21 protein-coding genes are annotated in these 22,959 nt (G+C 67.7%); 6 read left to right on the top strand and 15 right to left on the bottom strand.

Annotated elements, in window-relative coordinates; genetic code table 11:
- Positions 1 to 126 precede the first annotated feature (126 nt).
- Both HPC46_RS14875 and ngg read left to right on the top strand, forming a co-directional pair.
- Positions 127 to 1,935 (top strand): N-acetylglutaminylglutamine amidotransferase, encoded by a 1,809-nt coding sequence (locus HPC46_RS14875; RefSeq protein ID WP_179471086.1) that lies wholly within the window; start codon positions 127 to 129, stop codon positions 1,933 to 1,935.
- Positions 1,932 to 3,698, top strand: a complete 1,767-nt coding sequence (gene ngg / locus HPC46_RS14870) for an N-acetylglutaminylglutamine synthetase (RefSeq protein ID WP_179471084.1) — start codon at positions 1,932 to 1,934, stop codon at positions 3,696 to 3,698. Before HPC46_RS14875 ends, ngg begins: the two co-directional genes overlap by 4 nt.
- Positions 3,699 to 3,700: 2 nt before the next feature.
- Here the strand turns inward: ngg and HPC46_RS14865 are convergent, their stop codons facing one another.
- The 5 genes from HPC46_RS14865 to HPC46_RS14845 form a co-directional block, all read right to left on the bottom strand.
- Positions 3,701 to 4,264: an alpha/beta hydrolase gene (locus HPC46_RS14865; RefSeq protein WP_179471082.1), complete on the bottom strand. Its 564-nt coding sequence runs from the start codon at positions 4,262 to 4,264 to the stop codon at positions 3,701 to 3,703.
- Between the two features lie 64 nt (positions 4,265 to 4,328).
- On the bottom strand, positions 4,329 to 5,000 hold the full coding sequence (locus tag HPC46_RS14860) for a hypothetical protein (RefSeq protein ID WP_179471080.1): 672 nt from the start codon (positions 4,998 to 5,000) through the stop codon (positions 4,329 to 4,331).
- 10 nt (positions 5,001 to 5,010) lie between these two features.
- Positions 5,011 to 6,516, bottom strand: a complete 1,506-nt coding sequence (locus HPC46_RS14855; protein ID WP_179471187.1) for a cobyric acid synthase — start codon at positions 6,514 to 6,516, stop codon at positions 5,011 to 5,013.
- A 73-nt stretch (positions 6,517 to 6,589) separates the two neighbouring features.
- A complete protein-coding gene (gene map / locus HPC46_RS14850) occupies positions 6,590 to 7,450 on the bottom strand; it encodes a type I methionyl aminopeptidase (RefSeq protein ID WP_005148929.1) in 861 nt (286 codons plus the stop codon).
- 10 nt (positions 7,451 to 7,460) lie between these two features.
- Entirely contained in the window at positions 7,461 to 8,036 is a 576-nt protein-coding gene (locus HPC46_RS14845; protein ID WP_179471078.1) for a DUF1707 SHOCT-like domain-containing protein, read from the bottom strand.
- Positions 8,037 to 8,105: 69 nt separating this feature from the next.
- Between HPC46_RS14845 and HPC46_RS14840 the strand changes: the two genes are divergently transcribed.
- Entirely contained in the window at positions 8,106 to 8,495 is a 390-nt protein-coding gene (locus HPC46_RS14840; RefSeq protein WP_179471076.1) for a QcrA and Rieske domain-containing protein, read from the top strand.
- Between the two features lies 1 nt (position 8,496).
- Here HPC46_RS14840 and HPC46_RS14835 read toward each other — a convergent pair whose 3' ends face one another.
- From HPC46_RS14835 to dxr, 7 genes are all read right to left on the bottom strand, one after another.
- Positions 8,497 to 9,411: an NAD(P)H-dependent flavin oxidoreductase gene (locus HPC46_RS14835; protein WP_179471074.1), complete on the bottom strand. Its 915-nt coding sequence runs from the start codon at positions 9,409 to 9,411 to the stop codon at positions 8,497 to 8,499.
- A gap of 364 nt (positions 9,412 to 9,775) precedes the next feature.
- Positions 9,776 to 11,599: a penicillin-binding transpeptidase domain-containing protein gene (locus tag HPC46_RS14830; RefSeq protein WP_179471072.1), complete on the bottom strand. Its 1,824-nt coding sequence runs from the start codon at positions 11,597 to 11,599 to the stop codon at positions 9,776 to 9,778.
- An 82-nt stretch (positions 11,600 to 11,681) separates the two neighbouring features.
- Positions 11,682 to 12,866: a family 16 glycosylhydrolase gene (locus tag HPC46_RS14825; protein WP_179471070.1), complete on the bottom strand. Its 1,185-nt coding sequence runs from the start codon at positions 12,864 to 12,866 to the stop codon at positions 11,682 to 11,684.
- Positions 12,867 to 13,267: 401 nt separating this feature from the next.
- A complete protein-coding gene (locus tag HPC46_RS14820; protein WP_179471068.1) occupies positions 13,268 to 14,122 on the bottom strand; it encodes a GNAT family N-acetyltransferase in 855 nt (284 codons plus the stop codon).
- Between the two features lie 48 nt (positions 14,123 to 14,170).
- A complete protein-coding gene (gene ispG, locus HPC46_RS14815) occupies positions 14,171 to 15,310 on the bottom strand; it encodes a flavodoxin-dependent (E)-4-hydroxy-3-methylbut-2-enyl-diphosphate synthase (protein ID WP_179471185.1) in 1,140 nt (379 codons plus the stop codon).
- Between the two features lie 40 nt (positions 15,311 to 15,350).
- A complete protein-coding gene (locus tag HPC46_RS14810) occupies positions 15,351 to 16,589 on the bottom strand; it encodes a M50 family metallopeptidase (protein ID WP_179471066.1) in 1,239 nt (412 codons plus the stop codon).
- Positions 16,586 to 17,752, bottom strand: coding sequence for a 1-deoxy-D-xylulose-5-phosphate reductoisomerase (dxr, locus tag HPC46_RS14805; RefSeq protein WP_179471065.1), 1,167 nt, complete (start codon positions 17,750 to 17,752; stop codon positions 16,586 to 16,588). Before dxr ends, HPC46_RS14810 begins: the two co-directional genes overlap by 4 nt.
- Positions 17,753 to 17,933: 181 nt before the next feature.
- Between dxr and HPC46_RS14800 the strand changes: the two genes are divergently transcribed.
- The 3 genes from HPC46_RS14800 (at position 17,934) to HPC46_RS14790 (ending at position 20,357) form a co-directional block, all read left to right on the top strand.
- Positions 17,934 to 18,596: a fasciclin domain-containing protein gene (locus HPC46_RS14800; protein WP_179471063.1), complete on the top strand. Its 663-nt coding sequence runs from the start codon at positions 17,934 to 17,936 to the stop codon at positions 18,594 to 18,596.
- 95 nt (positions 18,597 to 18,691) lie between these two features.
- Positions 18,692 to 20,038: a cryptochrome/photolyase family protein gene (locus HPC46_RS14795; RefSeq protein WP_179471061.1), complete on the top strand. Its 1,347-nt coding sequence runs from the start codon at positions 18,692 to 18,694 to the stop codon at positions 20,036 to 20,038.
- A 64-nt stretch (positions 20,039 to 20,102) separates the two neighbouring features.
- Entirely contained in the window at positions 20,103 to 20,357 is a 255-nt protein-coding gene (locus tag HPC46_RS14790; RefSeq protein WP_005148908.1) for a DUF2631 domain-containing protein, read from the top strand.
- Here HPC46_RS14790 and rlmN read toward each other — a convergent pair whose 3' ends face one another.
- The 3 genes from rlmN to frr are packed head-to-tail and all read right to left on the bottom strand — an operon-like array spanning position 20,358 to position 22,930.
- Positions 20,358 to 21,449 carry a dual-specificity RNA methyltransferase RlmN gene (rlmN, locus tag HPC46_RS14785; protein ID WP_179471059.1) on the bottom strand — a complete coding sequence of 364 codons (1,092 nt, stop codon included), beginning with the start codon at positions 21,447 to 21,449 and terminating at the stop codon, positions 20,358 to 20,360.
- A gap of 27 nt (positions 21,450 to 21,476) precedes the next feature.
- Positions 21,477 to 22,373: a phosphatidate cytidylyltransferase gene (locus tag HPC46_RS14780; RefSeq protein ID WP_179471057.1), complete on the bottom strand. Its 897-nt coding sequence runs from the start codon at positions 22,371 to 22,373 to the stop codon at positions 21,477 to 21,479.
- On the bottom strand, positions 22,373 to 22,930 hold the full coding sequence (gene frr / locus HPC46_RS14775; RefSeq protein WP_094476173.1) for a ribosome recycling factor: 558 nt from the start codon (positions 22,928 to 22,930) through the stop codon (positions 22,373 to 22,375). The genes HPC46_RS14780 and frr overlap by 1 nt, the downstream gene beginning before the upstream one ends.
- Positions 22,931 to 22,959: the final 29 nt, after the last annotated feature.

Genomic DNA, 22,959 nt, shown 5'->3' with positions numbered 1-22,959 from the left:
GAGTTTCCAACACTAAGAAGTCAGTGAGATTAGGAACCCCCTTGCCTGGGTAAACACCCGTCCAGGCGCAGTCGCGAGTAGCGCCCGGGTATCGGCGGGCAAACGACACGGGTAGGGTTCGAAGCGATGTGTGGAGCGGCTGGTGAGGTCCGTCTCGACGACCAGGCCCCGGATGTGGGCGCGGTGGCCGCGATGGCCGAGACGATGACTCCCCGGGGGCCTGATGCGGCGGGTGTGTGGTCGCAGGGCCGGGTGGCGCTGGGCCATCGCCGACTCAAGATCATCGATCTGTCCGAGGCCGGGGCGCAGCCGATGGTGGACGCCGAACTCGGGTTGACGATCTGCTGGAACGGCTGCATCTACAACTACGAGGCGTTGCGCGACGAGCTCACGGGGCACGGCTACCGGTTCTTCTCGCACAGCGACACCGAGGTGCTGCTGAAGGCCTATCACCACTGGGGCGAGAAGTTCGTCGAGCGGTTGCACGGGATGTTCGCGTTCGCGATCGCCGAACGCGACAGCGGCCGGGTGCTGCTCGGCCGCGACCGCCTCGGCATCAAACCGCTTTACATCAGCCAGGATTCGCACCGCATCAGGTTCGCGTCGTCGTTGCCCGCCCTGCTGGCCGGTGGCGGCGTCGACACCCGCATCGACCCGATCGCGCTGCACCACTACCTCACCTTCCATTCGGTGGTGCCCGCGCCGCACACCATCTTGTGCGGCGTGCGCAAGCTGCCCCCCGGCACGCTGCTGGTGATCGAACCCGACGGCGCGCAGCGCGAAATCACTTACTGGGAACCCGATTTCACCCGCCGAGACGAACGCTCCGGGTGGAGCGCACGGGATTGGGAAGACGCCGTCCTCGACGCTCTGCGCACGGCGGTCAAGCGCCGCCTGGTCGCCGACGTCCCGGTCGGCTGCCTGCTCTCGGGCGGGGTGGACTCCAGCTTGATCGTCGGTCTGCTCGCCGAGGCGGGCCAGCACGGGCTCTCCACGTTCTCCATCGGTTTCGAATCGGTCGGCGGCGTGAAGGGCGACGAGTTCGTCTACTCCGACATCGTGGCCGAGCGGTTCGCCACCGACCACCACCAGATCCGCATCGACACCGCCCGCATGCTGCCCGCCCTCGAAGGTGCGATCGGTGCGATGAGCGAGCCGATGGTTTCCCACGACTGCGTGGCCTTCTATCTGCTCAGCCAGGAAGTCGCCAAGCACGTCAAGGTCGTTCAGTCCGGACAGGGCGCAGACGAGGTGTTCGCCGGCTACCACTGGTATCCCCCGATGGGCGAACCGGACGCGGCCAGTGTCGCCGGTTCGGTCGCCCGGTATCGGGCGGCGTTCTTCGACCGCGACCATGACGGCGTGGCCGAATTGCTGTCCGCCGATCGGCTCAGTGGGCGCGAAGATCCGAGCCTGGCGTTCGTCGCCGAGCATTTCGCCCGGCCGGGCGCGCAGACCGGGGTGGACCGTGCGCTGCGACTGGACACCACCGTGATGCTGGTCGACGATCCGGTCAAACGCGTCGACAACATGACGATGGCGTGGGGGCTGGAAGGCCGGGTGCCGTTCCTCGACCACGAACTCGTCGAGCTCGCGGCCACCTGTCCCCCGGAACTCAAAACCGCACACGGCGGCAAGGGCGTCCTGAAAGAGGCTGCGCGGCAAGTGATCCCGGCCGAGGTGATCGACCGGCCGAAGGGCTACTTCCCGGTGCCGGCGCTCACCCACCTGGAAGGGCCGTACCTGGAGATGGTCCGCGACGCGCTGTATGCTCCGCAAGCGAAGGAACGCGGCCTGTTCCGGCCCGAGGCCGTCGAACGACTACTGGCCGACCCCAATGGACGACTGACCCCGCTGCGCGGCAACGAACTGTGGCAGATCGGACTGCTCGAGTTGTGGCTGCAGCAACACGGAATCACCGGGCCGGCCGCATGAGTACAGCGCACACCGAGGCCATCACACTGGGGTTGCACGACGCGTCGCCCCAGCATCTCGTCGACGAAATGTCCGACGACGTCGTACTCGAACTTGGTTGGGGCCGACTGATTTTCGGACAGACATTCGCCGAACCCGACAAGCTGGCCGCTGTGCTGCAACAGGAAGAGCGGGGCCGGCGCGACATCTGCATCTACGCCCGCGAATCCCATGTGCTGGTCGCCAAGTCGCCGGCGGAACTGTTCATCGACCCCAGCCACACCTACCGGTGGCGATTCCACGAAGACGACCCGGAGGGCCCTCGCCAGGCCGGGTTCTCGGTGCGCCCGTTGCGCGATCAGTCCGAAGCCGACGAGATGAACCGGGTGTACCTGCGCTGCGGCATGGTGCCCGCGCCGAGCGAGCTGATCTGGAACAACCACCTGCACTGCGACGCGGTGGAGTACCTCGTCGCCGTACGCGACGACGACGGATCGGTGGTCGGGACCGTCACCGGTGTGGACCACAAGCGCCTGTTCAACGACCCCGAAGACGGCTCGAGCCTGTGGACGTTGGCCGTCGACCCGACCGCCAGCCTGCCCGGTATCGGCGCCTCTCTGACCCGCACTCTGGCCGCGATCTTCCGCGGGCGGGGCCGTGCCTATCTGGACCTGTCGGTGGCATACGACAACGAGGCCGCGATCGGGTTGTACGAGAAGCTCGGTTTCGAGCGGGTCCCGGTGTTGGCCGTCAAGCGCAAGAACGCGATCAACGAGCCGCTGTTCACGCCGCCGTCGGAAACCGTGGACGACCTGAATCCGTACGCGCGCATCATCGCCGACGAGGCCATGCTCCGCGGTATCCGGGTCGAGGTGCTCGACGCCGAGACCGGTGAGATGCGGCTGTCACACGGCGGGCGCAGCGTGGTGACGCGGGAGTCGTTGAGCGAGTACACCTCTGCGGTGGCGATGAGCCGCTGCGACGACAAGCGCCTCACCCGCCGCATCGTCGCCGAGGCCGGCATCGTGGTGCCGCGTGGCAGGTTGGCCACCTTCGATGCCGAAGATCACGCGTTCCTGGCCGAGGTCGGCGACGTCGTGGTCAAACCGACCCGCGGCGAACAGGGCAAGGGCATCACCGTCGGCGTCGACGGACCGCAGGCACTGGATGCCGCGCTGGCCCGGGCGCGCGAGCAGCATCCCGAAGTGCTCATCGAGCAGCGCGCCGCCGGCGACGATCTTCGTCTGGTGGTCATCGACGGCAAGGTGGTGGCGGCCGCGCTGCGTAAGCCCGCCGAGGTGGTGGGCACCGGCAAGCACACCATCCTGGAACTGATCGAGACGCAGAGTCGTCGCCGCGCGGCGGCGACCGGTGGTGAATCGCGCATTCCCGTCGACGAGGTCACCGAGTCGACGGTCGCCGAAGCCGGCTATTCGTTCAACGATGTACTACCAGAAGGTGAACGGTTGAGGGTGCGCCGGACCGCGAATCTGCATCAGGGCGGCACGATTCACGACGTGACGGCCACCGTGCATCCGGAGTTGTGCCGGGTCGGTGTGGCGGCCGCAGCGGCCATCGGCATCCCGGTCACCGGCATCGACCTTCTGGTTCCCGACGTGACCCGCGACGAGTACGTGTTCATCGAAGCCAACGAGCGTCCCGGGCTGGCCAATCACGAGCCCCAGCCGACCGCACAGGCTTTCGTCGATTTCCTGTTTCCCGGGCAACCGGGGCTACCCCAGGCGTGGACTCCGCAACCGGTCACGGAGGCGCCGCCGCACTGAGCTCACCAGGTGCTGGTGCGCAGGACGATCTCGGCCGCCAGTTGCGCAGTGGATTCCGCGGCATTGCGCCGCCCGGTGAATTCCACCAGGCGGAAATCGCTGTAGACGTAGCGCTGGCTGGCCCGGGCCAGAGCCCTCGCGGCCGGCGTGCTGACCAACGCGGTGGTGTTGATCTCCACCGGCGGGCAGTCCTCGTCGCGGACCACGCCGTTCTGGTCGGGAACTTTTGGGTGTCCGCGGTCGATCACGACCAGACCGGTGAACCGGTCGAGCCGGGTCGCGGCCAGCTCCCAGGCGAGCTCGGCGCCGGCGCGGTCGCCCACCAGGATTCCCCAGCGGACGTCGAGCGCGTCGAGGATGCCCACGACCGCTTTGGGATGTAGCCGCGGATCGGCACCGATGACGACGGTCCGGACGGACGCGGTGTGCAGGCGCTGACAGACCCCGTCATAGGCGGCAGGTGCATGCTGGGCCGCACCCAGCACGACGACGTAGGGGCCCTTCTCCGGGCCGGTCACGCTGACCGGCACGGGGAACCCATCGACAGTCACCATTGTCGAAGGCATTTCGCCACGTTACTGTGAAAGTGGCTTTCGGCGGACGGTTTTCGCAGGGTCCCTCAACTCCTACTCAGGTAACACGGCGAATCTTGGCAGCCTGCTTGGCAAAAACGTCCAGGAACGTTTGCGGCAGTGTCGCTTTGGCTTCGACGCTGGGATCGGGCGTGGGAAAAGCGATTCCGAACATTCCGTACCTGCCCACATTCTGGAATGCCATATAGACACTACTGGGCGAACCCGTCAGCTGCATTGTTTGCTGATACGCCAGCACTTCGTCCCCCAAAGGGGGTAGCTCGGTGGTCGTGATGGGGATGCCCCTGCTCCGCGGGTCGAAATACGCTTCGAATTCCGCACAGCGGCCGGCCGCCGCCTCCAGCTTGTCGAGATCCAATGGCCACGACAGCACGGTCATCACGATGCGGGCGCCGTTGTAGGTGGCCGCGTATTTGGACGCACTGCCCGGCCCGCGCTCAGCCGAGTCGGCGATGACGTTGGTCATGGCGTTGGCGCAGCCCTCGGGGCGGGACAGCATCGACGGCGGGCTGCCGCTGTTGTCGGGCTCGCCGGCCTGCTCGACGATGCGGTCGTACTGCACACCCGGCGGGAAGTCCGCCGGGCCCAGCGTGGCCTTCTCCAGGGTGGCGCCCGGCCACGTCGCGGTACCAGGGACGGTCGATCCGCAGCCTGCGACCAGCACGGCGGCAGCAATCGCCGCGATGACCAGCACCGTCCGACCCCACATGGGTTTCAGGCTACCGATTCAGTCGCGTACTGACCGTGGGCCGCGCGGGCGCGCCTGAGTCGAGCAGCGACAACAATGCGTCGATGTCGAGGTGGGCGACCAGCAGATCGGCCATGACGTCGAGTTGAGCGTCTCGGCGGCCGGCCACATGGGTGTCGACGGCAACCCGGAATCCGGGCCGGCCGGCCGCCACGGCGGCGGTGGTGAGCCAGTCGCGACGGAATTCGTCGTTGTCCAGCAAGCCGTGCCAGTGGGTGCCGAACACTGCACCCCGGACGTAGCCCTGCACGCCGCCGTCGGCAGCGAACCAGCTCTCCTCGGCGCAGCGCGTCACGCGGCCATGGTGGATCTCGTAGCCGCTCAACGGACTCGACCAGCGCCGCAGCACCTTGTCGTCGGCGAAGTCGATGTCAGCGTCCAACAGTCCCAACCCGTCGACATCGCCCACGCGGGTCTCGACCGTGTCCCCGATGTGGCGGCACAACATCTGGAACCCGCCGCAGATGCCGAGCACCGGACGGCCGGACCTTACGTGCGAGGCGATCGCCTCGGCCAGGCCGCGCTCCCGCAGCCAGCGCAGGTCGGCAACGGTGGCCTTGCTGCCCGGGATCACCACGACGTCGGCGTCGGCCACCGCCGAGGGCTCGTCCGCCCACCTGACCAGCACCCCGGGTTCGCAGGCCAGCGCCTCGATATCGGTTGAATTGGAGATGCGCGGCAACCGGATCGCCGCCACCCGCAGCCACTGGTCACCGCGCGGTGGCGCCGGCACCCCGACCACATGGCCGGCCAGCACCGACACCGAGTCCTCGGTGTCCAGCCACAGCTCCTCGCAATACGGCACGATCCCGTACGTGGGCCGGCCGGTCAGCTCGGCCAGCTGGTCGAGGCCCGGCGCCAGCAGCGCGGGATCGCCGCGGAACTTGTTGACGATGAAGCCGGCGATCAGCGCCTGGTCCTCCGGTGACAGCACCGCGACGGTGCCGAACAGGTGGGCCAGCAGGCCGCCACGGTCGATGTCGCCGACGATGACAACGGGAAGATCGGCCGCACGCGCCAGGCCCATGTTGGCCAGATCGGTTGCACGCAGATTGATCTCGGCGGGCGATCCGGCGCCCTCGCACACCACGACATCGAATTCGGCTCTCAGTGATGCCAATTCGTCGGCCACCACCCCGGCCAGACGTTCGCGGTGCGCGATGTAGTCTTGCGCGCTCACCTGCCCGACCGGGTGACCCTTGACCACCAGCTGCGAGGTGCGGTCGCTACCGGGCTTGAGCAACACCGGGTTGAACCGGGTACTGGGTTGCAGGCCTGCCGCGCGTGCCTGCATGCCCTGGGCCCGGCCGATCTCGCCGCCGTCCACGGTGACCACCGAATTGTTACTCATGTTCTGCGCCTTGAACGGTGCGACGCGAATTCCCTTGCGCGCCAGCATTCGGCACAGCCCGGCAACGACCATCGACTTGCCGGCATCCGAGGTCGTGCCGGCGATCAGCAGCGCGCCGCCGGTCATATCGCTGCGCCGAGTGTGCGGTTTCGTGCGCAACACACCGCGAATCGCGTACGAGTACGCACACTCACCACAGCTAAGGCGCCAGGGTCAGGATTTCCGCGCCGTCCTCGGTCACGACAAGGGTGTGCTCGAACTGCGCGGTCCACTTGCGGTCCTTGGTGGCCACCGTCCAGCCGTCGTCCCAGATTTCGTAGTCCAGCGCACCGAGGTTGATCATCGGTTCGATGGTGAACGTCATCCCCGGCTCCAGCACGGTCTCGACCTCGGGCTGGTCGTAGTGCAGCACGACCAGACCGTTGTGGAACGTGGTACCGATACCGTGACCGGTGAAATCGCGAACCACGTTGTAGCCGAACCGGTTTGCATACGCTTCGATGACCCGGCCGACCACCGACAGGGCCCGGCCGGGCTTGACGGCCTTGATGGCCCGCATCGTGGCCTCGTGGGTCCGCTCGACGAGCAGGCGGTGCTCCTCGCTGACGTCACCGGCCAGGAACGTGGCGTTGGTGTCGCCGTGCACGCCGTTGATGTAAGCGGTCACGTCGATGTTGACGATGTCGCCGTCCTCCACCACCGTCGAGTCCGGGATGCCGTGGCAGATGATCTCGTTGAGCGAGGTGCAACACGACTTCGGAAATCCCTTGTAGTACAACGTCGAGGGGTACGCGCCGTGATCGATCATGTAGTTGTGGGCGATCCGGTCGAGCTCGTCGGTGGTCACCCCGGGCGCGACCGCCTTTCCCGCCTCGGCCAGCGCCCCGGCGGCGATCCGCCCCGCGATGCGCATTTTCTCGATGACTTCGGGGGTCTGGACCCACGGCTCGCTGCCTTCGGCGACCGTCGACTTGCCGACGTATTCGGGGCGCTCGATGGCCTGGGGAACCGGCAGCTCGGGTGAAACCACTCCGGGACGGAGTGCAGTGCGTACGGGCATGTGGGCCAGCCTAATGGCGACGCAGCAGGGGTCGCTTGGGACCGCGGACGTTGACCGAACCCATGACCACCCGACCGGTGAGCACGACGTGTGGAGTGCCCTCGGCCGGTGCGTCCTTGCGGCGGTCGCGGGCGCTGCCGGCGTAGACGGTGATGTCGTCGATGGACGCGCTCGCCCCGGGAGGCAGCCGCAGGTCCACCGAGCCGCGCACCATGTCCAGTTCGATGACGACGACGGGCCCGGCGAATCGGGCGTTGGTCAGGTCGAGGTCGACCGAGCCCATCCGGCGCACCAGCGCCAGCCGGGTCGGCACCGTCCACTCCCCCTGCCGTTTCAGTGAGCCCATCCAGCCGCGCAGTTCGACCCGGTCGGCGGCGGAGGTGACGATGGCCCCGGGACCGGGCAGGTCGTCGACCAGAATCTCGAGGTCGGCGTGCATCCGGGCCGCCGACACCTGCGCCGAACGCTCCTCGAACTCGCCGATGTCGATCAGCCCCAACGCGACGGCGTTGTGCAGCCGCCGCAACGTCCCGTTGCGGTCGGCATCGGAGACCCGCAGCGCAGGGGTGTTGTCGAATCCGGTCATAGCCACTCCACGGTACCTGTTCGCCCTGGCCAAACGCCCATCTCGGCAACCGTCGGTTAGCCTGGGCCGATGTTCGATCTGCCGCGCCGGACCGTCTTGATCGGAGCCGCTGTCGCGCCGATCGCCGCCTGCAACACCAATCCCGGCGAGCTCACCGCGTCGCCGACGACGACAGCTCCCGGTGAGGTGCTGGCCGCCACCGCCGATATCCCGGTCGGTTCGGGCAAGGTCGTCGGCGACACCGTGATCACCCAGCTCAAGCCGGGGGTGTTCCAGGGTTTCGTCGCCCGCTGCACCCATGCCGGCTGCAAGCTGCCCGCGGTCACCGACGGCACGCTCAACTGTCCGTGCCACGGCAGCCAATTCGCGCTCGACGGCGCGGTGCTGCGCGGGCCCGCCGCGACGCCGCTGGCTCCGGTCGCGGTGAAGGTTCAGGGCGCCGACGTCGTCGCCGGCTGATTCACAGCCGCGCCGCCGCCCCCCTCAGCGCGCTCTGCGCCTCGACCCAGGTACTGCGGATGATGTCGGCGACAGGCAGGACCTCGACGATGCGCGACGACACCTGGCCGGTGTTGGCCACGCTGGCCTCCATGTCGCCCTCGAAGTAGAGCTCGGTGACGCCGCTGATCAGCGGAGCGGTGGCCCCCTCGGTCGCCACGCGCCGAGCCAGGCCGACGTGCAGCACCCGCATCGTGGGATTTCCGGGGAGATCGAGCAGGATCGTCCCGGCATCGTCGGCGGCGACGATCGCGTCCTTGAAGTTGGCGTGCACGGCCGCTTCGCGGCTGGCCAGCATGCGGGTGCCCATCTGTACGCCTTCGGCACCCAACACCACCGCCGCCGCGGTCGACCGGGCGTCGCAGATCCCCCCGGCGGCGATCAGCGGCAGATCGATCTGCTCGGCGATCAGCGGGAGCAGCACCATGGTCGAGGCACCGAGCGCAGATTTGAAGCCACCGCCTTCGACGCCCTCGACCACCAGGGCGTCCACGCCGGCGTCGACTGCCTTGCGGGCACCGCTCAGCGAACCGACGACGTGCACGACCGTCATGCCGGCGTCGTGCAGTCGCGCGGTGAACAGGCCCGGGTCGCCAGCGGACGTGAACACGTGCCGCACCGCGGCCTCGACCAGCACGTCGACGATGGACGGATCCTTCTTCCAGCCCTGGATCATCAGGTTGGCGCCGACCGACCGGTCGGTGAGATCGCGAACCTTGAGCAGGTCGGCACGGCCTTCTTCAGTGAGCGTCTCGATGACGCCAAGGCCGCCGGCCTCCGACACCGCGGCGGCGAGCGAGGCTCTCGCAATGTAGGTCATCGGCGCCTGGACGACGGGATAGGTCACGCCCAGCAAGCTTTGGATCCGGTTGGTCACGCCTCATCTATACACACTGAAGCGCTTGTCCTACTTGCTAATCGAGTGCGGTCAGGTGACTTTCAACGTGTACAACGCCAAAGCCAGTGTGACCGCGGCGACCAGTGCGACAAGCACAAATTTGGCGACCGGGTGAACCTCCCCGCCGTAGCGAGCCTCGTACCTGAGTCGCCGCCGGAATCTGATCCAGCGTCGCCGAGTCCAATCCATTGTCACGGGCCCGCCCCCACCGTCCGTCGCGATTTCGCCCCTACTTCGCGAGACGACGTCGGCTCCGGATATTCACCATCATCCGAGGAGCCGATCGCGATGGGTATGGGCGCACCGAAGATTTAACGCAACGGTTGCGTCCAGTTGGCGCCGCTCAGGCCAGATAGTCGGTCGGCAGCTCGCTGAACATCATCTTGACCATTCGCACCGCGTACTCCGAACTGCCGCCGCCCACGATCAGCGCCGCGAATGCCAGGTCACCGCGATAGCCGGCGAACCAGGCGTGCGAGCCGCCCTCGAATTCGGCCTCACCGGTCTTGCCGCGCACATCGCCGGCGTCGCTGATGTCCTTGGCGGTGCCGTTGGTGACGACCTGCCGCATCATCGGGCGCAAGCCCTCGATCATGGCCGGCGTGATCGGCGGATGATCACCGGTCTCGGCAGTCTGGCTGCCCACGATCAGATGCGGGCTCGGTGTCTTGCCGGCCGCAACCGTCGCTGCGGCCAGCGCCATCCCGAACGGGGTGACCAGAACCTTGCCCTGGCCGAAGCCGTCCTCGGTGCGTTCGGCCAGGTTCACTGTCGGTGGCACTGTGCCGGTCAACGTCGTCAGTCCGTCGATCGTGTAGTCCGGGCCGATGCCGTACTGCGAAGCAGCGACCGTCAGCGCGGTCGGCGGCATCCGGCTGGCCAGCTCGGCGAAGGTGGTGTTGCACGAATTCGCGAACGCCTTGGACATCGGGACCGTACCGAGGTCGAACTTGTTGTAGTTCGGGACCGTTCGGTGGCCGATGTCGATCTCACCCGGGCAGCCCAGCAGGGTGTTCGGGGTGGCCATGTTGCGGTCGATGGCCGCACCCGCGGTGACGATCTTGAACGTCGAGCCGGGCGGGTAGAGACCGGTGGTCGCCGCGGGTCCGTCGGCGTCGGCGGCCGCATTCTGGGCCACCGCCAGGATCTCGCCGGTCGACGGCTTGATGACGACCATCATGGCCTTGCGGCCCTGGGTGTCGACGGCGTGCTGGGCGGCATTCTGCACCGAGCGGTCCAGCGTGATCGAGATCGACGGTGCCGGCGTGGGCGCTACCTCCTGCAGCACGTCGACGTCGTTGCCGTTCTGGTTCACGCTGACCACCCGCCAGCCGGCCTGGCCGTCGAGCTCGTCGATCACCGCCTTCTTCACCTGGCTGATCACAGCCGGGGCGAAGCGATCATCGGTGGGCAGCAGATCGGCCTGCGGCGTGACGATCACGCCGGGCAGGGCGTCCAGCGCCTGGCCGACCTTGTCGTGATCGGACGGCCGCAGTGTGACGAGCTCCAGCGGCTTGCTCGACGAGCTGGCCTGCTCGGCCAGGCGTTGCGGGTCGAGAGTGTTGTCGAATTGGCGCAGCTGATCGGCGACCACGCGCGAGGTCGACATCAGCTGGCTTCCGGCCTTGGCGGCATCGAGCTGGTAGCGATACAGGTTGGCCGGCGCCAGCACGTCGGTGCCGCCGAGCTCGTTGACCGAGGCCCGCCGCGGGGGGTCGGAGCGCAACGTAAAGTGCTGGTGCTCACCGAGTTTGGGGTGCAATCCGGCGGGTGTCCAGCGCACCCGCCAGGTGCCCTCGTCGCGGATCATCTGCAGCACGCCGTCGTAGGTCCACGTCCGCTTCTTGGGCAGTTGCCAGGTGAAGCGGTAGTTCACGCTGCCGGTGTCCTCGGTGTAGCGCGAGCCGAGGACCTGCGCGTCGAGGTGGGTAGCCTGCAGGCCGGCCCACGCCTCGTTGAGAGCGGCCTGGACGTCGGCAGGCCGGTCGGACAGTTGCGCCGCGGCGGCGGTGTCGCCCTTGGTGAGGTCGGCGAAGAACTTCTCGGCGGCCGGGCCTGGGCCGTCGGGGCGCGGAGTGCACGCCGACAGCGTGGCAGAGGCCGCCACCACGGCGAGAATGGCGACAATTCCTGTGACTCGTGTTGCCTGTGGGGTGCAAGTAACCATTGGGACAGATGTTATGAGCCCGTGACCGGAATCCGGCGCCAACACACCGGCGGCCGGCCGTTCAGTCGAGACGCGTCAGCCGTCAGGTGAACGAGTCGTACGAATACTCCTTGACCCACGCAACGTGCATCTGTGCGCCCGCGGAAATGTCGGGGCCCAGCATGTCGAGTTGGATCGCCAGATGCATCGGCCCCGGCGGGAAGGTCGCGGTGTCGGTGGTGGTGAAAATCGGCGTGCCATCGACGTAGGTGGTGATCTGAGTCGGCGTCCAACTCACCGCGTAGGTATGCCATTGGGTAGCGTCGACGACCTTGGTTGCGCCGGCCTGCTGGTTGCTCGACCCGTAATGCAACACCGAATTCACCGCCTGCCGGGACCCGTCGCCCCAGATCTCCATGAAGTCGATTTCGCCACCGGTGGGCCAGTTTTCGGCGTCCGGCCACAGCAGCAGCACCGGATCGTAGTTGGGCGCACCGGCCGGAATCCTGACCCGAACCTCCCACGCGCCGTACTTCTGGCCCGGCCCCCACGCAATGCCGGTGTCGTTGCCGGCAGCGTCGCCGTTGAGGGTCATGATGCCGTCGGCGAACGAGATCTGGTTCGCCGTCCGGTTACCGTGCTGGGTCCTGCCCTCGTAGATCCACCAATCCGACAGCACCGACCAGTCGGTGAAGTACGCGGTTCGCGACGGCGTCCCCCAAGCCCCGACGCCGCCCGGGTCGCCGGGCGGCAGGACCGCTCCGAGCACCTTCGCGGTGAGCTTCGCGGTCGACCCCCAGCCGGGGACCAGCAAGCCCATCAGCCCATGGAATTGCCCGGCGGTGGCGTCACTGACGGTCGCGGTGAAGATGTCGCCGGTCGCGGGGACGAAACCGTCGCCTGGGGTGAACGTGAAATTCCCGCTGCCGTCGATCGTCACGGTCCCCTTGGCCGCAGTGCTCACGGAGTACTTGAGCGCGTCACCGTCGGGATCGTCGCCGATGACCTGCCCGGTGATGGTGCCGTCGTCGTGGATGACGTTATCGGACCCGTCATAGGTGAGCGTCGGTGTCCGATTGAAGAACGTGACTTGGATCTTGCGGGCGATCGAATTCAGAAATCCGATCGGATTAGCAAGTGCTGAAACGTTTTTGGTGGCCGTCGCACTATCCGACGATCGGGCCGACGTGATCGCCGCGGCAGGTTCGGAAGTGGCCGGCGTAGCCCCCCGACGTCCGCTGGAGCCGACGGCTACCGGCGGCGAGGTGGCGCGCCGGCCGGAGACCACCGATTTAGGCTGTTGCCCCCGGGCGGCGCGGCTCGCAGCAAAGTTTGGTGCTGACTGCGCCGAACGGGCCGAAACATGGTTCGACACAACGGATTGCCGCGAATGCGCCGCGCCGGATGTGGCGGCGCCGTCAGCCGCAGACCCTGCGTCAGCAGCAGCGACAGCACATCCCGCAGTGATCGAGGCGCCGAACCCAAGCGCCATCAAGGCACCCACACCGAGCCGACGAGAAGAGCGAGACCACCGCATTTGGACCCCCCGACCCAATACCGCGAATAGCCGGTCGCAAACCCCCGGCACGCCACGGACTTTCGACAAGTACGCGACTTTCGGCGCGCTACAGCGATATTAAGCGGAAGCAGAGACAACTCGGCTGTAATCGAGCAAATTGACTTCGGCGCTCAGTCGAGCAGCACGGTCGCGAACATGCCGACTTCGGCGAAGCCGACCCGCGCGTAGGCCGCCCGTGCGACCGCGTTGAAGCTGTTGACGTAGAGGCTGGCGATCCGCCCGCCGTCGACCACCGCGGCGGCCACCGCTGCCGTGCCCGCGGTGCCGAGTCCGTGGCCGCGCCACTCGGGATGCACCCAGACCCCCTGGATCTGGCCGACAACCGGGGACTGCGAACCGACCTCGGCCTTGAACACCACCTGGCCCTGCTCGAAGCGGGCGTAAGCCCGGCCGGCCGCGATCAGGCTGGCGACGCGCCGCCGGTATCCCCGACCGCCGTCACCGATCCGCGGATCGATCCCGACCTCACCGATGAACATGTCGATGGCAGCCACCAGATAGGCATCGAGCTCGTCGACCCGCACCCGGCGCACCGCCGGGTCGATCCGGCACGCCGGCGGCACACCGAGCGCCATCAGCGGTTGGTGGTCGCGCACATCGCGGGCCGGACCCCATGCGTGCTGCAGCCGGTCCCACATCGGCAACACCAGCTCGGCCCGGCCGACCAGCGACGAACACCGCCGCGCAGTGCTCATCGCCTTGTCGGCGAACGCGTGCAGATCGAGCTGCGCGCCGCGCAGCGGGATGAGGTTGGCCCCGGCGTAGCACAGGGATTCCTCGGCACGCCGCCGTGTCCACAGCTCCCCGCCGATCGCCTGCGGCTCGACACCGTGGTCGGCGACCCGCGCAGCCACCATGCAGGAGCCGACCGGATCGTCGGCGAGCACCCGGCCCACCGCCGCGGCATCGCGAACCACCGACACCCGTCGTTCGTCGGTCAGACGAAACAGTGGCGGAGCCGACATGGCGGTGTCTTTCTGGCAGGTTTTGAAAACCCCTGCGGGGTTACGCCATCAGCTTACGGTCACCACCGGCGAACCGCTGGCAGATGCATCCGTGCCGCGCTGGTCTTCAGCAAGTCGCATCGCCTCTTCGATCAGCGTCTCGACGATCAGCGCCTCCGGCACGGTCTTGATGACTTCACCCTTGACGAAGATCTGGCCCTTGCCGTTGCCCGACGCCACCCCGAGATCGGCTTCACGCGCCTCACCCGGACCGTTCACGACGCAACCCATCACCGCCACCCGCAGCGGCACGTCCAGACCGTCCAGACCAGCCGAGACCGCGTTGGCCAATGTGTAGACGTCGACCTGGGCCCGCCCGCAGGACGGGCAGGACACGATCTCCAGACCGCGGGGCCGAAGATTCAGTGACTCCAGGATCTGGATGCCGACCTTGACCTCTTCGACGGGCGGGGCCGACAGCGACACCCGGATGGTGTCACCGATCCCCCGCGACAACAAAGCACCGAACGCAACGGCCGACTTGATCGTGCCCTGAAATGCCGGGCCGGCCTCGGTCACGCCGAGATGCAATGGGTAGTCACACTTTTCGGCCAGCTGCTCATAGGCGGCCACCATCACGACGGGGTCGTTGTGCTTGACGCTGATCTTGATGTCGCCGAAGCCGTGCTCCTCGAACAGCGAGGCCTCCCACAGCGCGGACTCGACGAGCGCCTCCGGGGTGGCCTTGCCGTACTTCTCCATGAAGCGCTTGTCCAGCGAGCCGGCATTGACGCCGATGCGGATCGGGATGCCCGCCGCGCCGGCCGCCTTGGCGACCTCGCCGACCCGGCCGTCGAATTCCTTGATGTTGCCGGGGTTCACGCGCACGGCCGCGCAGCCGGCATCGATCGCGGCGAAGATGTACTTGGGCTGGAAGTGGATGTCGGCGATCACCGGAATGTTGCTGTGCTTGGCGATTTCGGCCAGCGCATCGGCATCTTCCTGGCGGGGGCAGGCCACCCGGACGATGTCGCAACCGGCGGCGGTCAGCTCGGCGATCTGCTGCAGCGTGGTGTTGACGTCGTGAGTCTTGGTGGTGCACATGGACTGCACCGAGATCGGGGACTCGCTGCCGACACCGACGTCGCGGACCATGAGCTGGCGGGTCGGGCGGCGTGGTGCCAGGACGGGTGCGGGCGGGGCCGGCATACCCAGGCCAATGGACGTCACGTCTTCATCTCCAAACTAACTACTGGAACAGTCGGATCGGGTTGACCAGGTCGGCGGTGACGGTGAGCAGCATGTAGCCGACCACCACGACGAGGATCACGTAGGTGGCGGGCATCAGCTTCAGGTAGTTCACCGGCGCTGCGGCGACCCTGCCGCGCGCCGATCGGATGAGGTTGCGGATCTTCTCGAACACGGCGATCGCGATGTGTCCACCGTCGAACGGCAGCAGCGGCACCAGGTTGATCGCGCCGAGCACGAAGTTGAGCTGGGCCAGGAAGAACCAGAACGCCACCCACAGGCCATGGTCGACCGTGTCGCCGCCGATGATGCTGGCACCCACCACGCTGATCGGTGTCTCGGGATCGCGCTCGCCACCGCCGATGGAGTGGACCAGGGCGCCGACCTTGGTGGGGATCTTGGCCAGCGACTTGCCCAGCTCGACGGCCAGGTCACCGCTGAAGGTGAAGGTCGCCGGCACGGCGGTGAGCACGTTGTACTGAGTCGGCGGGAACGTCGCCATGCTGACACCGACGGCGCCGACGCTCGTGGGCACCGGCTCACCGCCCTTTTCCTTGGCCGCGAACCGCTGCGTGGGGGTGACGTCGACGGTGGTGGTGAACTCGCGGGTGGCGCCGTTTTCGGTGCGCTGCACGACAAACGGTGTCGGGCCCGACGCCTTGCGCACCGCGGTGACCATCTCGTCGAAGTTCTTCACATCGGTGTCGCCGACCTTGAGCACCACATCGCCGGACTTGATGCCGGCCAAAGCGGCCGGGCCGGGGCCGGTGCAGTCGTCGAGCTTGCCCTTGGTGGTTTCTGCTGCGACACACTGTGTTTCACCGACGACGGCGGTCGTCGGCGCATGCAGGTTCGGCAGACCCCACACGACGGCGATCCCGTAGACCAGCACCAGGCCGATGATGAAGTTCATCGCAGGCCCGGCGAACAGCACCGCCACCCGCTTCCAGGTGTCCTGCTTGAACATCGCGTAGGGACGCTCTTCGGGCTTGAGCTCCTCCACCGAGGTCATTCCCGCGATATCGCAGAAGCCGCCGAGCGGGACGGCCTTGAGGCCGTACTCGGTGGAGCCGAGCTTGTTGGGCCGGTGCGTCGACCACAGGGTCGGACCGAAGCCCACGAAATAGCGGCGCACCTTCATGCCGGTGGCGCGCGCCACCCACATGTGACCGCACTCGTGCAGCGCCACCGAGATGAGGATGCAGAGTGCGAACAGCGCAATGCCGATAACGAACATCATCGGATTGAAGCGACCTCCTGTGTGACGGCCTCGCGGGCGCGTTCCCGTGCCCATCGCTGCGCGTCAAGTACTTCTTCCACGGTAGCGGGTTGCGCGGCCCACCGGTCGGCGGCGTGCAGGACATCGGCAATTGTTCGTACGATGGCCGGGAACCGGATCTTTCCGGCCAGGAACGCCTCGGCGGCCTCTTCGTTGGCGGCGTTGTAGACCGCGGTCAGACAGCCGCCGGTCTGCCCGGCGTGCCGGGCCAGGTCGACCGCGGGGAAAACCGTGGCGTCCAGCGGCTCGAATTCCCAGGTCGAGGCTGTGCTGAAGTCGCAGGCCGCCGCGGCGGCGGGCACCCGGGCCGGCCAGCCCAGCGCCAGCGAGATCGGCAGCTTCATGTCCGGCGGACTGGCCTGGGCGATCGTCGAGCCGTCGGTGAACGTCACCATCGAGTGCACGATCGACTGGGGATGCACGACGACCTCGATGCGGTCATACGCGACGCCGAACAGCAGGTGCGCCTCGATCAGCTCCAGACCCTTGTTGACCAGCGACGCCGAGTTCAGCGTGTTCATCGGGCCCATGTTCCAGGTGGGATGGGCGCCGGCCTGCTCCGGTGTGACGGGCTCGAGCTGGGCGGCCGACCAGCCGCGGAACGGCCCGCCGGAGGCGGTGAGCACCAGTTTGGCGACCTCGTCGGCGCTGCCCGAGCGCAGGCACTGGGCCAGCGCCGAGTGCTCGGAGTCGACAGGCACGATCTGGCCGGGCTGGGCGGCCTTGAGAACCAGCGGTCCGCCGGCGACCAGCGATTCCTTGTTGGCCAGCGCCAGTCGGGCGCCGCTGGCCAGCGCGGCCAGGGTGGGCTGCAGTCCCAGCGCCCCGACCAGGGCGTTGAGCACGACGTCGGCTTCGGTGTTTTCGACCAGCCGGGTGACGCCGTCGGGCCCGCTGTAGGTGACCTCACCGATCTTCTCGGCGGCGGCCGGGTCGGCGACGGCGATGTTCGTCACGCCCGTTTCGGCGCGCTGGCGGGCCAGCAGGTCGGGATTTCCGCCACCGGCGGCCAACCCGACGACTTCGAAGCGGTCCGGGTTTTCGGCGATGACCTCCAGCGCCTGGGTTCCGATGGAACCGGTGCTACCCAGGATCAGGACCTTCAGGCGGTTGGCGGAGCTCACCCATCAATTGTGCCGCCTCCGGACCGCGATTCCGGCATCGGCGACGGTCGCGATCTCACATCGCTTCGGATTTGGGCGGCAACGCACCCATCCGCATCGCTGCGGGCGCCGAATCACCTGTGCATTGCCGAACAGCCGGTCGCACCAACCGGCACCGATTCACAGGACAAGGGAGTCACTCATGGCATTTCACCGGATCGTGCTGAGCGCCGTCGGATTGACGGCGGCCACCGCACTTTTCGCAGGCTGCTCGTCGACCAGCACCACCGCGGAATCGTCGACCGCCACCTCGGCGGCGACCGCGACGACGACCACCACCACCACCACCTCGGCGGCAGCCGCACCGGCCGGCACGCTCGTCGGCCCTGGGTGCGCGAGCTATGCAGAACAGGTACCCACCGGCCCAGGGTCGGTAGCGGGCATGTCGAAGGACCCGGTGACCGTGGCTGCAAGTAACAACCCGCTGCTCAAGACGCTGACGTCGGCGTTGTCGGGCAAGCTCAACCCGAACGTCAACCTGGTCCAGACTCTGGACAGCGGTCAGTTCACCGTGTTCGCACCTACCGATGACGCGTTCGCCAAGCTGGACCCGGCCACCGTGGAGAAGCTCAAGACGGACAGCGATCTGTTGACCTCGATCCTCACCTATCACGTCGTTCCGGCCCAGGCCAGTCCCGCCCAGGTCGTGGGCGAGCACAAGACGGTCCAGGGCGGAATGGTCACGGTGACCGGATCGGGTGACAACCTCAAGGTCAACGACGCCGGTGTGGTGTGCGGCGGTGTCCTGACGGCCAACGCCACGGTCTACCTCATCGACACGGTGCTGATGCCGCCGGCTCAATGACGTCGAGGGCCCGCACGTCAGCCGGTGTTGTCGATCGACAACTCCGGCGGCGTGCGGGCCAGCTAGGTTCCGACCCGAGCGGGCAGCATGGAAGCATGCCCGCACTGCTATGGTTCCGCCGCGATCTGCGCCTGCACGACCTGCCGCCGCTGCTGGAGGCGGCGGCCGAGGATGCCGAAGTACTCGGCTGCTTCGTGCTCGATCCGCGGCTGGAGAAATCGTCGGGCCCGCGCCGGTTGCAGTTCCTCGGCGATTCCCTGCGCGAGCTCTCCGAAGCCCTCGGCGGGCGGCTTTTGATCACCCGGGGCCGGCCCGAGAAGCGAATCCCGTTGCTGTGCAAGGAAATCGGGGCCTCTTCGGTGCACATCTCGGCCGACTTCAGTCCGTTCGGGGTGCGGCGCGACGAGGCGGTGGCCGCTGCGCTGGCCGACGCAGGCGCCGAGCTGCGAGCGACCGGTTCGCCGTATCTGGTGTCGCCGGGCCGCGTCACCAAGGACGACGGGACCCCCTACAAGGTCTTCACGCCGTATCTGGCCCGGTGGCGAGAGATCGGCTGGCGCTCGCCCGCGCAGTCGGCGACCGCCAGGGTGAACTGGATCGACCCGCCGTCGAAATACCGGGTGGACGCCCCGGATCCCGGCGCCGACCTGGACCTCGCGGCCGGCGAGGTGGCGGCCCGGCAACGGTGGGCAGAGTTCGTCGGCTCCGGCCTGGCCGACTACGCCGAGGACCGTAACCGCCCGGACAAGCCGGGCATCAGCCGGATGTCGGCACACCTGAAGTTCGGCACGATCCATCCCCGGACGATGGCCGCCGACCTGAACGTCCGGGCCGACGGGCCGGGCGCCTATCTGCGGGAACTGGCGTTCCGCGACTTCTACGCCGCCGTGCTGCACGAGTGGCCGCACAGCGCGTGGTGGAACTGGAACCGCAGCTTCGACGCCATGGACGTGGACACTGACGCCGGTGCCGAGAAGCTGTTCGAGGCCTGGAAGCAGGGCCGCACGGGTTATCCGATCGTCGACGCCGGGATGCGGCAGCTGCGCGACTCGGGCTTCATGCACAACCGGGTACGGATGATCGTGGCGTCATTTCTGGTCAAGGATCTGCACCTGCCGTGGCAGTGGGGCGCACGCTGGTTCTTGGAGCAGCTGGTGGACGGCGATATGGCCAGCAATCAGCACGGCTGGCAGTGGTGTGCGGGGTCGGGCACCGACGCGTCGCCGTACTTCCGGGTGTTCAACCCGATCACGCAGGGTCAGAAGTTCGACCCCGAGGGTGCGTATGTACGGCGCTGGGTGCGCGAGCTGGCCGGCCCCGAACTGGCCAGCGTCGACGTCCACCGCCTGAAAAACGGCCGGCCCGCCGGATATCCGGATCCGATCGTCGAGCATGCGGCCGAGCGGGCCGAGGCGTTGCGACGCTACGGCGAGATCGGCTGAGCCCACGCCGGGTCGGTGTGCCAGAATTACGCCGATCGCCGATCTGAGTCCGACAGGAGCCGCAATGGTCAGCACCGAGGTGGAGCGCTACACAGAGGTCGACCCCGCCGATGTCCCCTCGGCCGCCTGGGGCTGGAGCAAGATCACCCCGAGCACCTGGCACGGTGTCGGCATCTTCGTCACCCTCTTTCTGCTGGCGATGCTGCGCGGCAACCACGTCGGCCACGTCGAGGACTACGTGCTCATCGTGTTCGCGGTCTTGGTCTTCGCTGCCACCGTCCGCGACTGGTGGGGCCGTCGCCGCGGCTGGATCCGCTAGCTAACCGCTGGCGGCGAGCTGACCGCAGGCCGCGGCGATCTCACGCCCGCGGGTATCGCGCACCGTGCACGACACGCCCTGAGCCTTCACCCGGCGGACGAACTCACGTTCCACCGGTTTGGGGCTGGCGTCCCACTCGCTGCCCGGCGTCGGGTTGAGCGGAATCAGGTTGACGTGGGCCAGCGGGCCGAGTGCGGAGTGCAGCTTCTTGCCCAGCAGGTCGGCCCGCCACGGCTGGTCGTTGACGTCGCGGATCAACGCGTACTCGATCGACACCCGCCGGCCCGTCACATCGGCGTAGTAGCGCGCCGCGTCCAGCACCTCGCTGACCTTCCAGCGGTTGTTCACCGGCACCAGGGTGTCGCGCAGCTCGTCGTCGGGCGTGTGCAGCGACAGCGCGAGCGTCACACCGAGGTGTTCGTCGGCGAGCGTGCGGATCGACGGCGCCAGCCCGACCGTCGACACCGTCACCGACCTGGCCGAGATCCCGAAGCCCTCCGGCGGCGCGGCCGTGATGCGCCGCACGGTGGCCAGCACCCGCGCATAGTTGGCCAGCGGCTCGCCCATCCCCATGAACACCACATTGGACAGCCGCTCACCGAATTCGTCGCGCGAGGTCACCGCGGCGGCGCGGACCTGCTCGAGAATCTCGGCCGTGCTCAGGTTGCGGGTCAGCCCACCCTGGCCCGTCGCGCAGAACGGGCACGCCATGCCGCAGCCGGCCTGCGACGAGATGCAGACGGTGTTGCGATTCGGGTAGCGCATCAGCACCGACTCGAAGGTGGTGCCGTCGTGGGCGCGCCACAACGTCTTTCGGGTCTCCCCCTTGTCGCACTCGATTTCTTTGGCCACCGTCAGCAGCTTCGGGAACAGCGCGTCGGCAACGGCCTCGCGCACCGCACCGGGCAGATCGGTCATCTGCTGCGGGTCGGCCAGCAGCCGCCCGTAGTACTGCTGGGCGAGCTGCTTGGCCCGAAACGCGGGCAGCCCGAGCTCGGCCACCGCGGCCGCCCGGCCCTCGGCGTCCAGGTCGGCGAGATGGCGCGGCGGCAGCGCACGCCGGGGCGCAGAGAAGACGAGCTCTTGTTTCATTGCGTCCAGTATCGCTGCTGCGGCGGGTCAGGCCAGCAGCGTGAGCACGATCCAGCCGGCAACCGCCGATGGCAGCATCGCGTCGATGCGGTCCATGATCCCGCCGTGACCGGGCAGCAGCGTGCCCATGTCCTTGATGCCCAGATCGCGCTTGACCTGCGATTCGACCAGGTCGCCGAGGACGCCGGTGATCACCAGCATCAGCCCGAGCGGCAGCCCGACCCAGGCCGGCTTGTGCAGCAGGAACGTGACCGACAGCACCGACGCGGCGATGCCGAACAGCAGCGAGCCGCCGAGTCCTTCCCAGGATTTCTTGGGGCTGATCGCCGGGGCCAGCAGATGCTTGCCGAACAGCACACCGGCGGTATAGCCGCCGATATCGGCGAAGACGACGGTGGCGATCACGGTGAAAACCCGGGCCCCGCCGTTGTCCTGGCAGATCAGCAGTGCGGTGAAGCTGGCGAACAGCGGCACCCAGGTGGCCAACAGGACCGAGGCGGCGATGTCACGCAGATAGTTGACCGGCTGCTCACGCAGACCCTGGCCGAGCAGGCGCCACACCATGGCAACGACGATCGTGGCGCCGTAGGCGCCCAGCGTCCCCGCCACACCCCACGGCCAGGCCAGCCAGATCATCGCCTGGCCACCGAGCAGCAGCGGCACGACGGGCATCACATAGCCGTGTTCGCGGAGTCGGCGGACCACCTCGTGGGTGGCGATCGCGATCGCGATCGCCAGCAGCGGGAACCACCACTTCGGCGCGAACAGCAGGCTGCCGATCGCCATGGCGCCGAGTGCGGCGCCGACGGCGATCGCGGCAGGCAGATCACGACCAGCGCGGGAGGTCTTCTTGTTCTCCGGCGCCGGGGAACCGGGGGCGCCGGATTCGGTGTCTGCCACGGGCAATCGCTGCTGAGCGGTCATCAGACCTCCAGCAACTCGCCTTCTTTATGCTTGACCAACTCGTCGATCTGACCGACATAGGTCGCGGTGGCCTTGTCCAAATCCTTCTCCGCGCGCCCGACCTCGTCCTCGCCGGCCTCGCCGTCCTTGCGGATGCGGTGCAGTTCCTCCATCGCGCGACGGCGCACGTTGCGCACCGACACCTTCGCGTCCTCGCCTTTGGACTTGGCCTGCTTGACCAGATCCCGGCGGCGTTCCTCGGTCAGCTGCGGGATCGACACCCGAATGATGTTGCCGTCGTTGGTGGGGTTGACGCCCAGGTCCGAGTTACGGATGGCATCCTCGATCGCCCTCAATTGCGAGGCCTCGTACGGCTTGATGACGACCATCCGCGCCTCGGGCACGTTGACGCTCGACAGCTGCGTGATCGGGGTCGGTGAGCCGTAGTAGTCGACGACGACGCGGGCGAACATGCCGGGGTTGGCCCTCCCGGTCCGGATGGACGACAAGTCGTCGCGAGCAACCGCGACGGCCTTCTCCATTTTCTCCTCGGCATCGAAGAGAGCCTCTTCAATCACTTGGTACTCCTCAACCGCACGCGGTACTC

It is taken from the genome of Mycolicibacterium vinylchloridicum, assembly GCF_013404075.1.
Taxonomy (GTDB): Bacteria; Actinomycetota; Actinomycetes; order Mycobacteriales; family Mycobacteriaceae; genus Mycobacterium; species Mycobacterium vinylchloridicum.
Note: the sequence above shows the minus strand (reverse complement) of the source record. Positions and strands in the feature narration are given on the sequence as shown.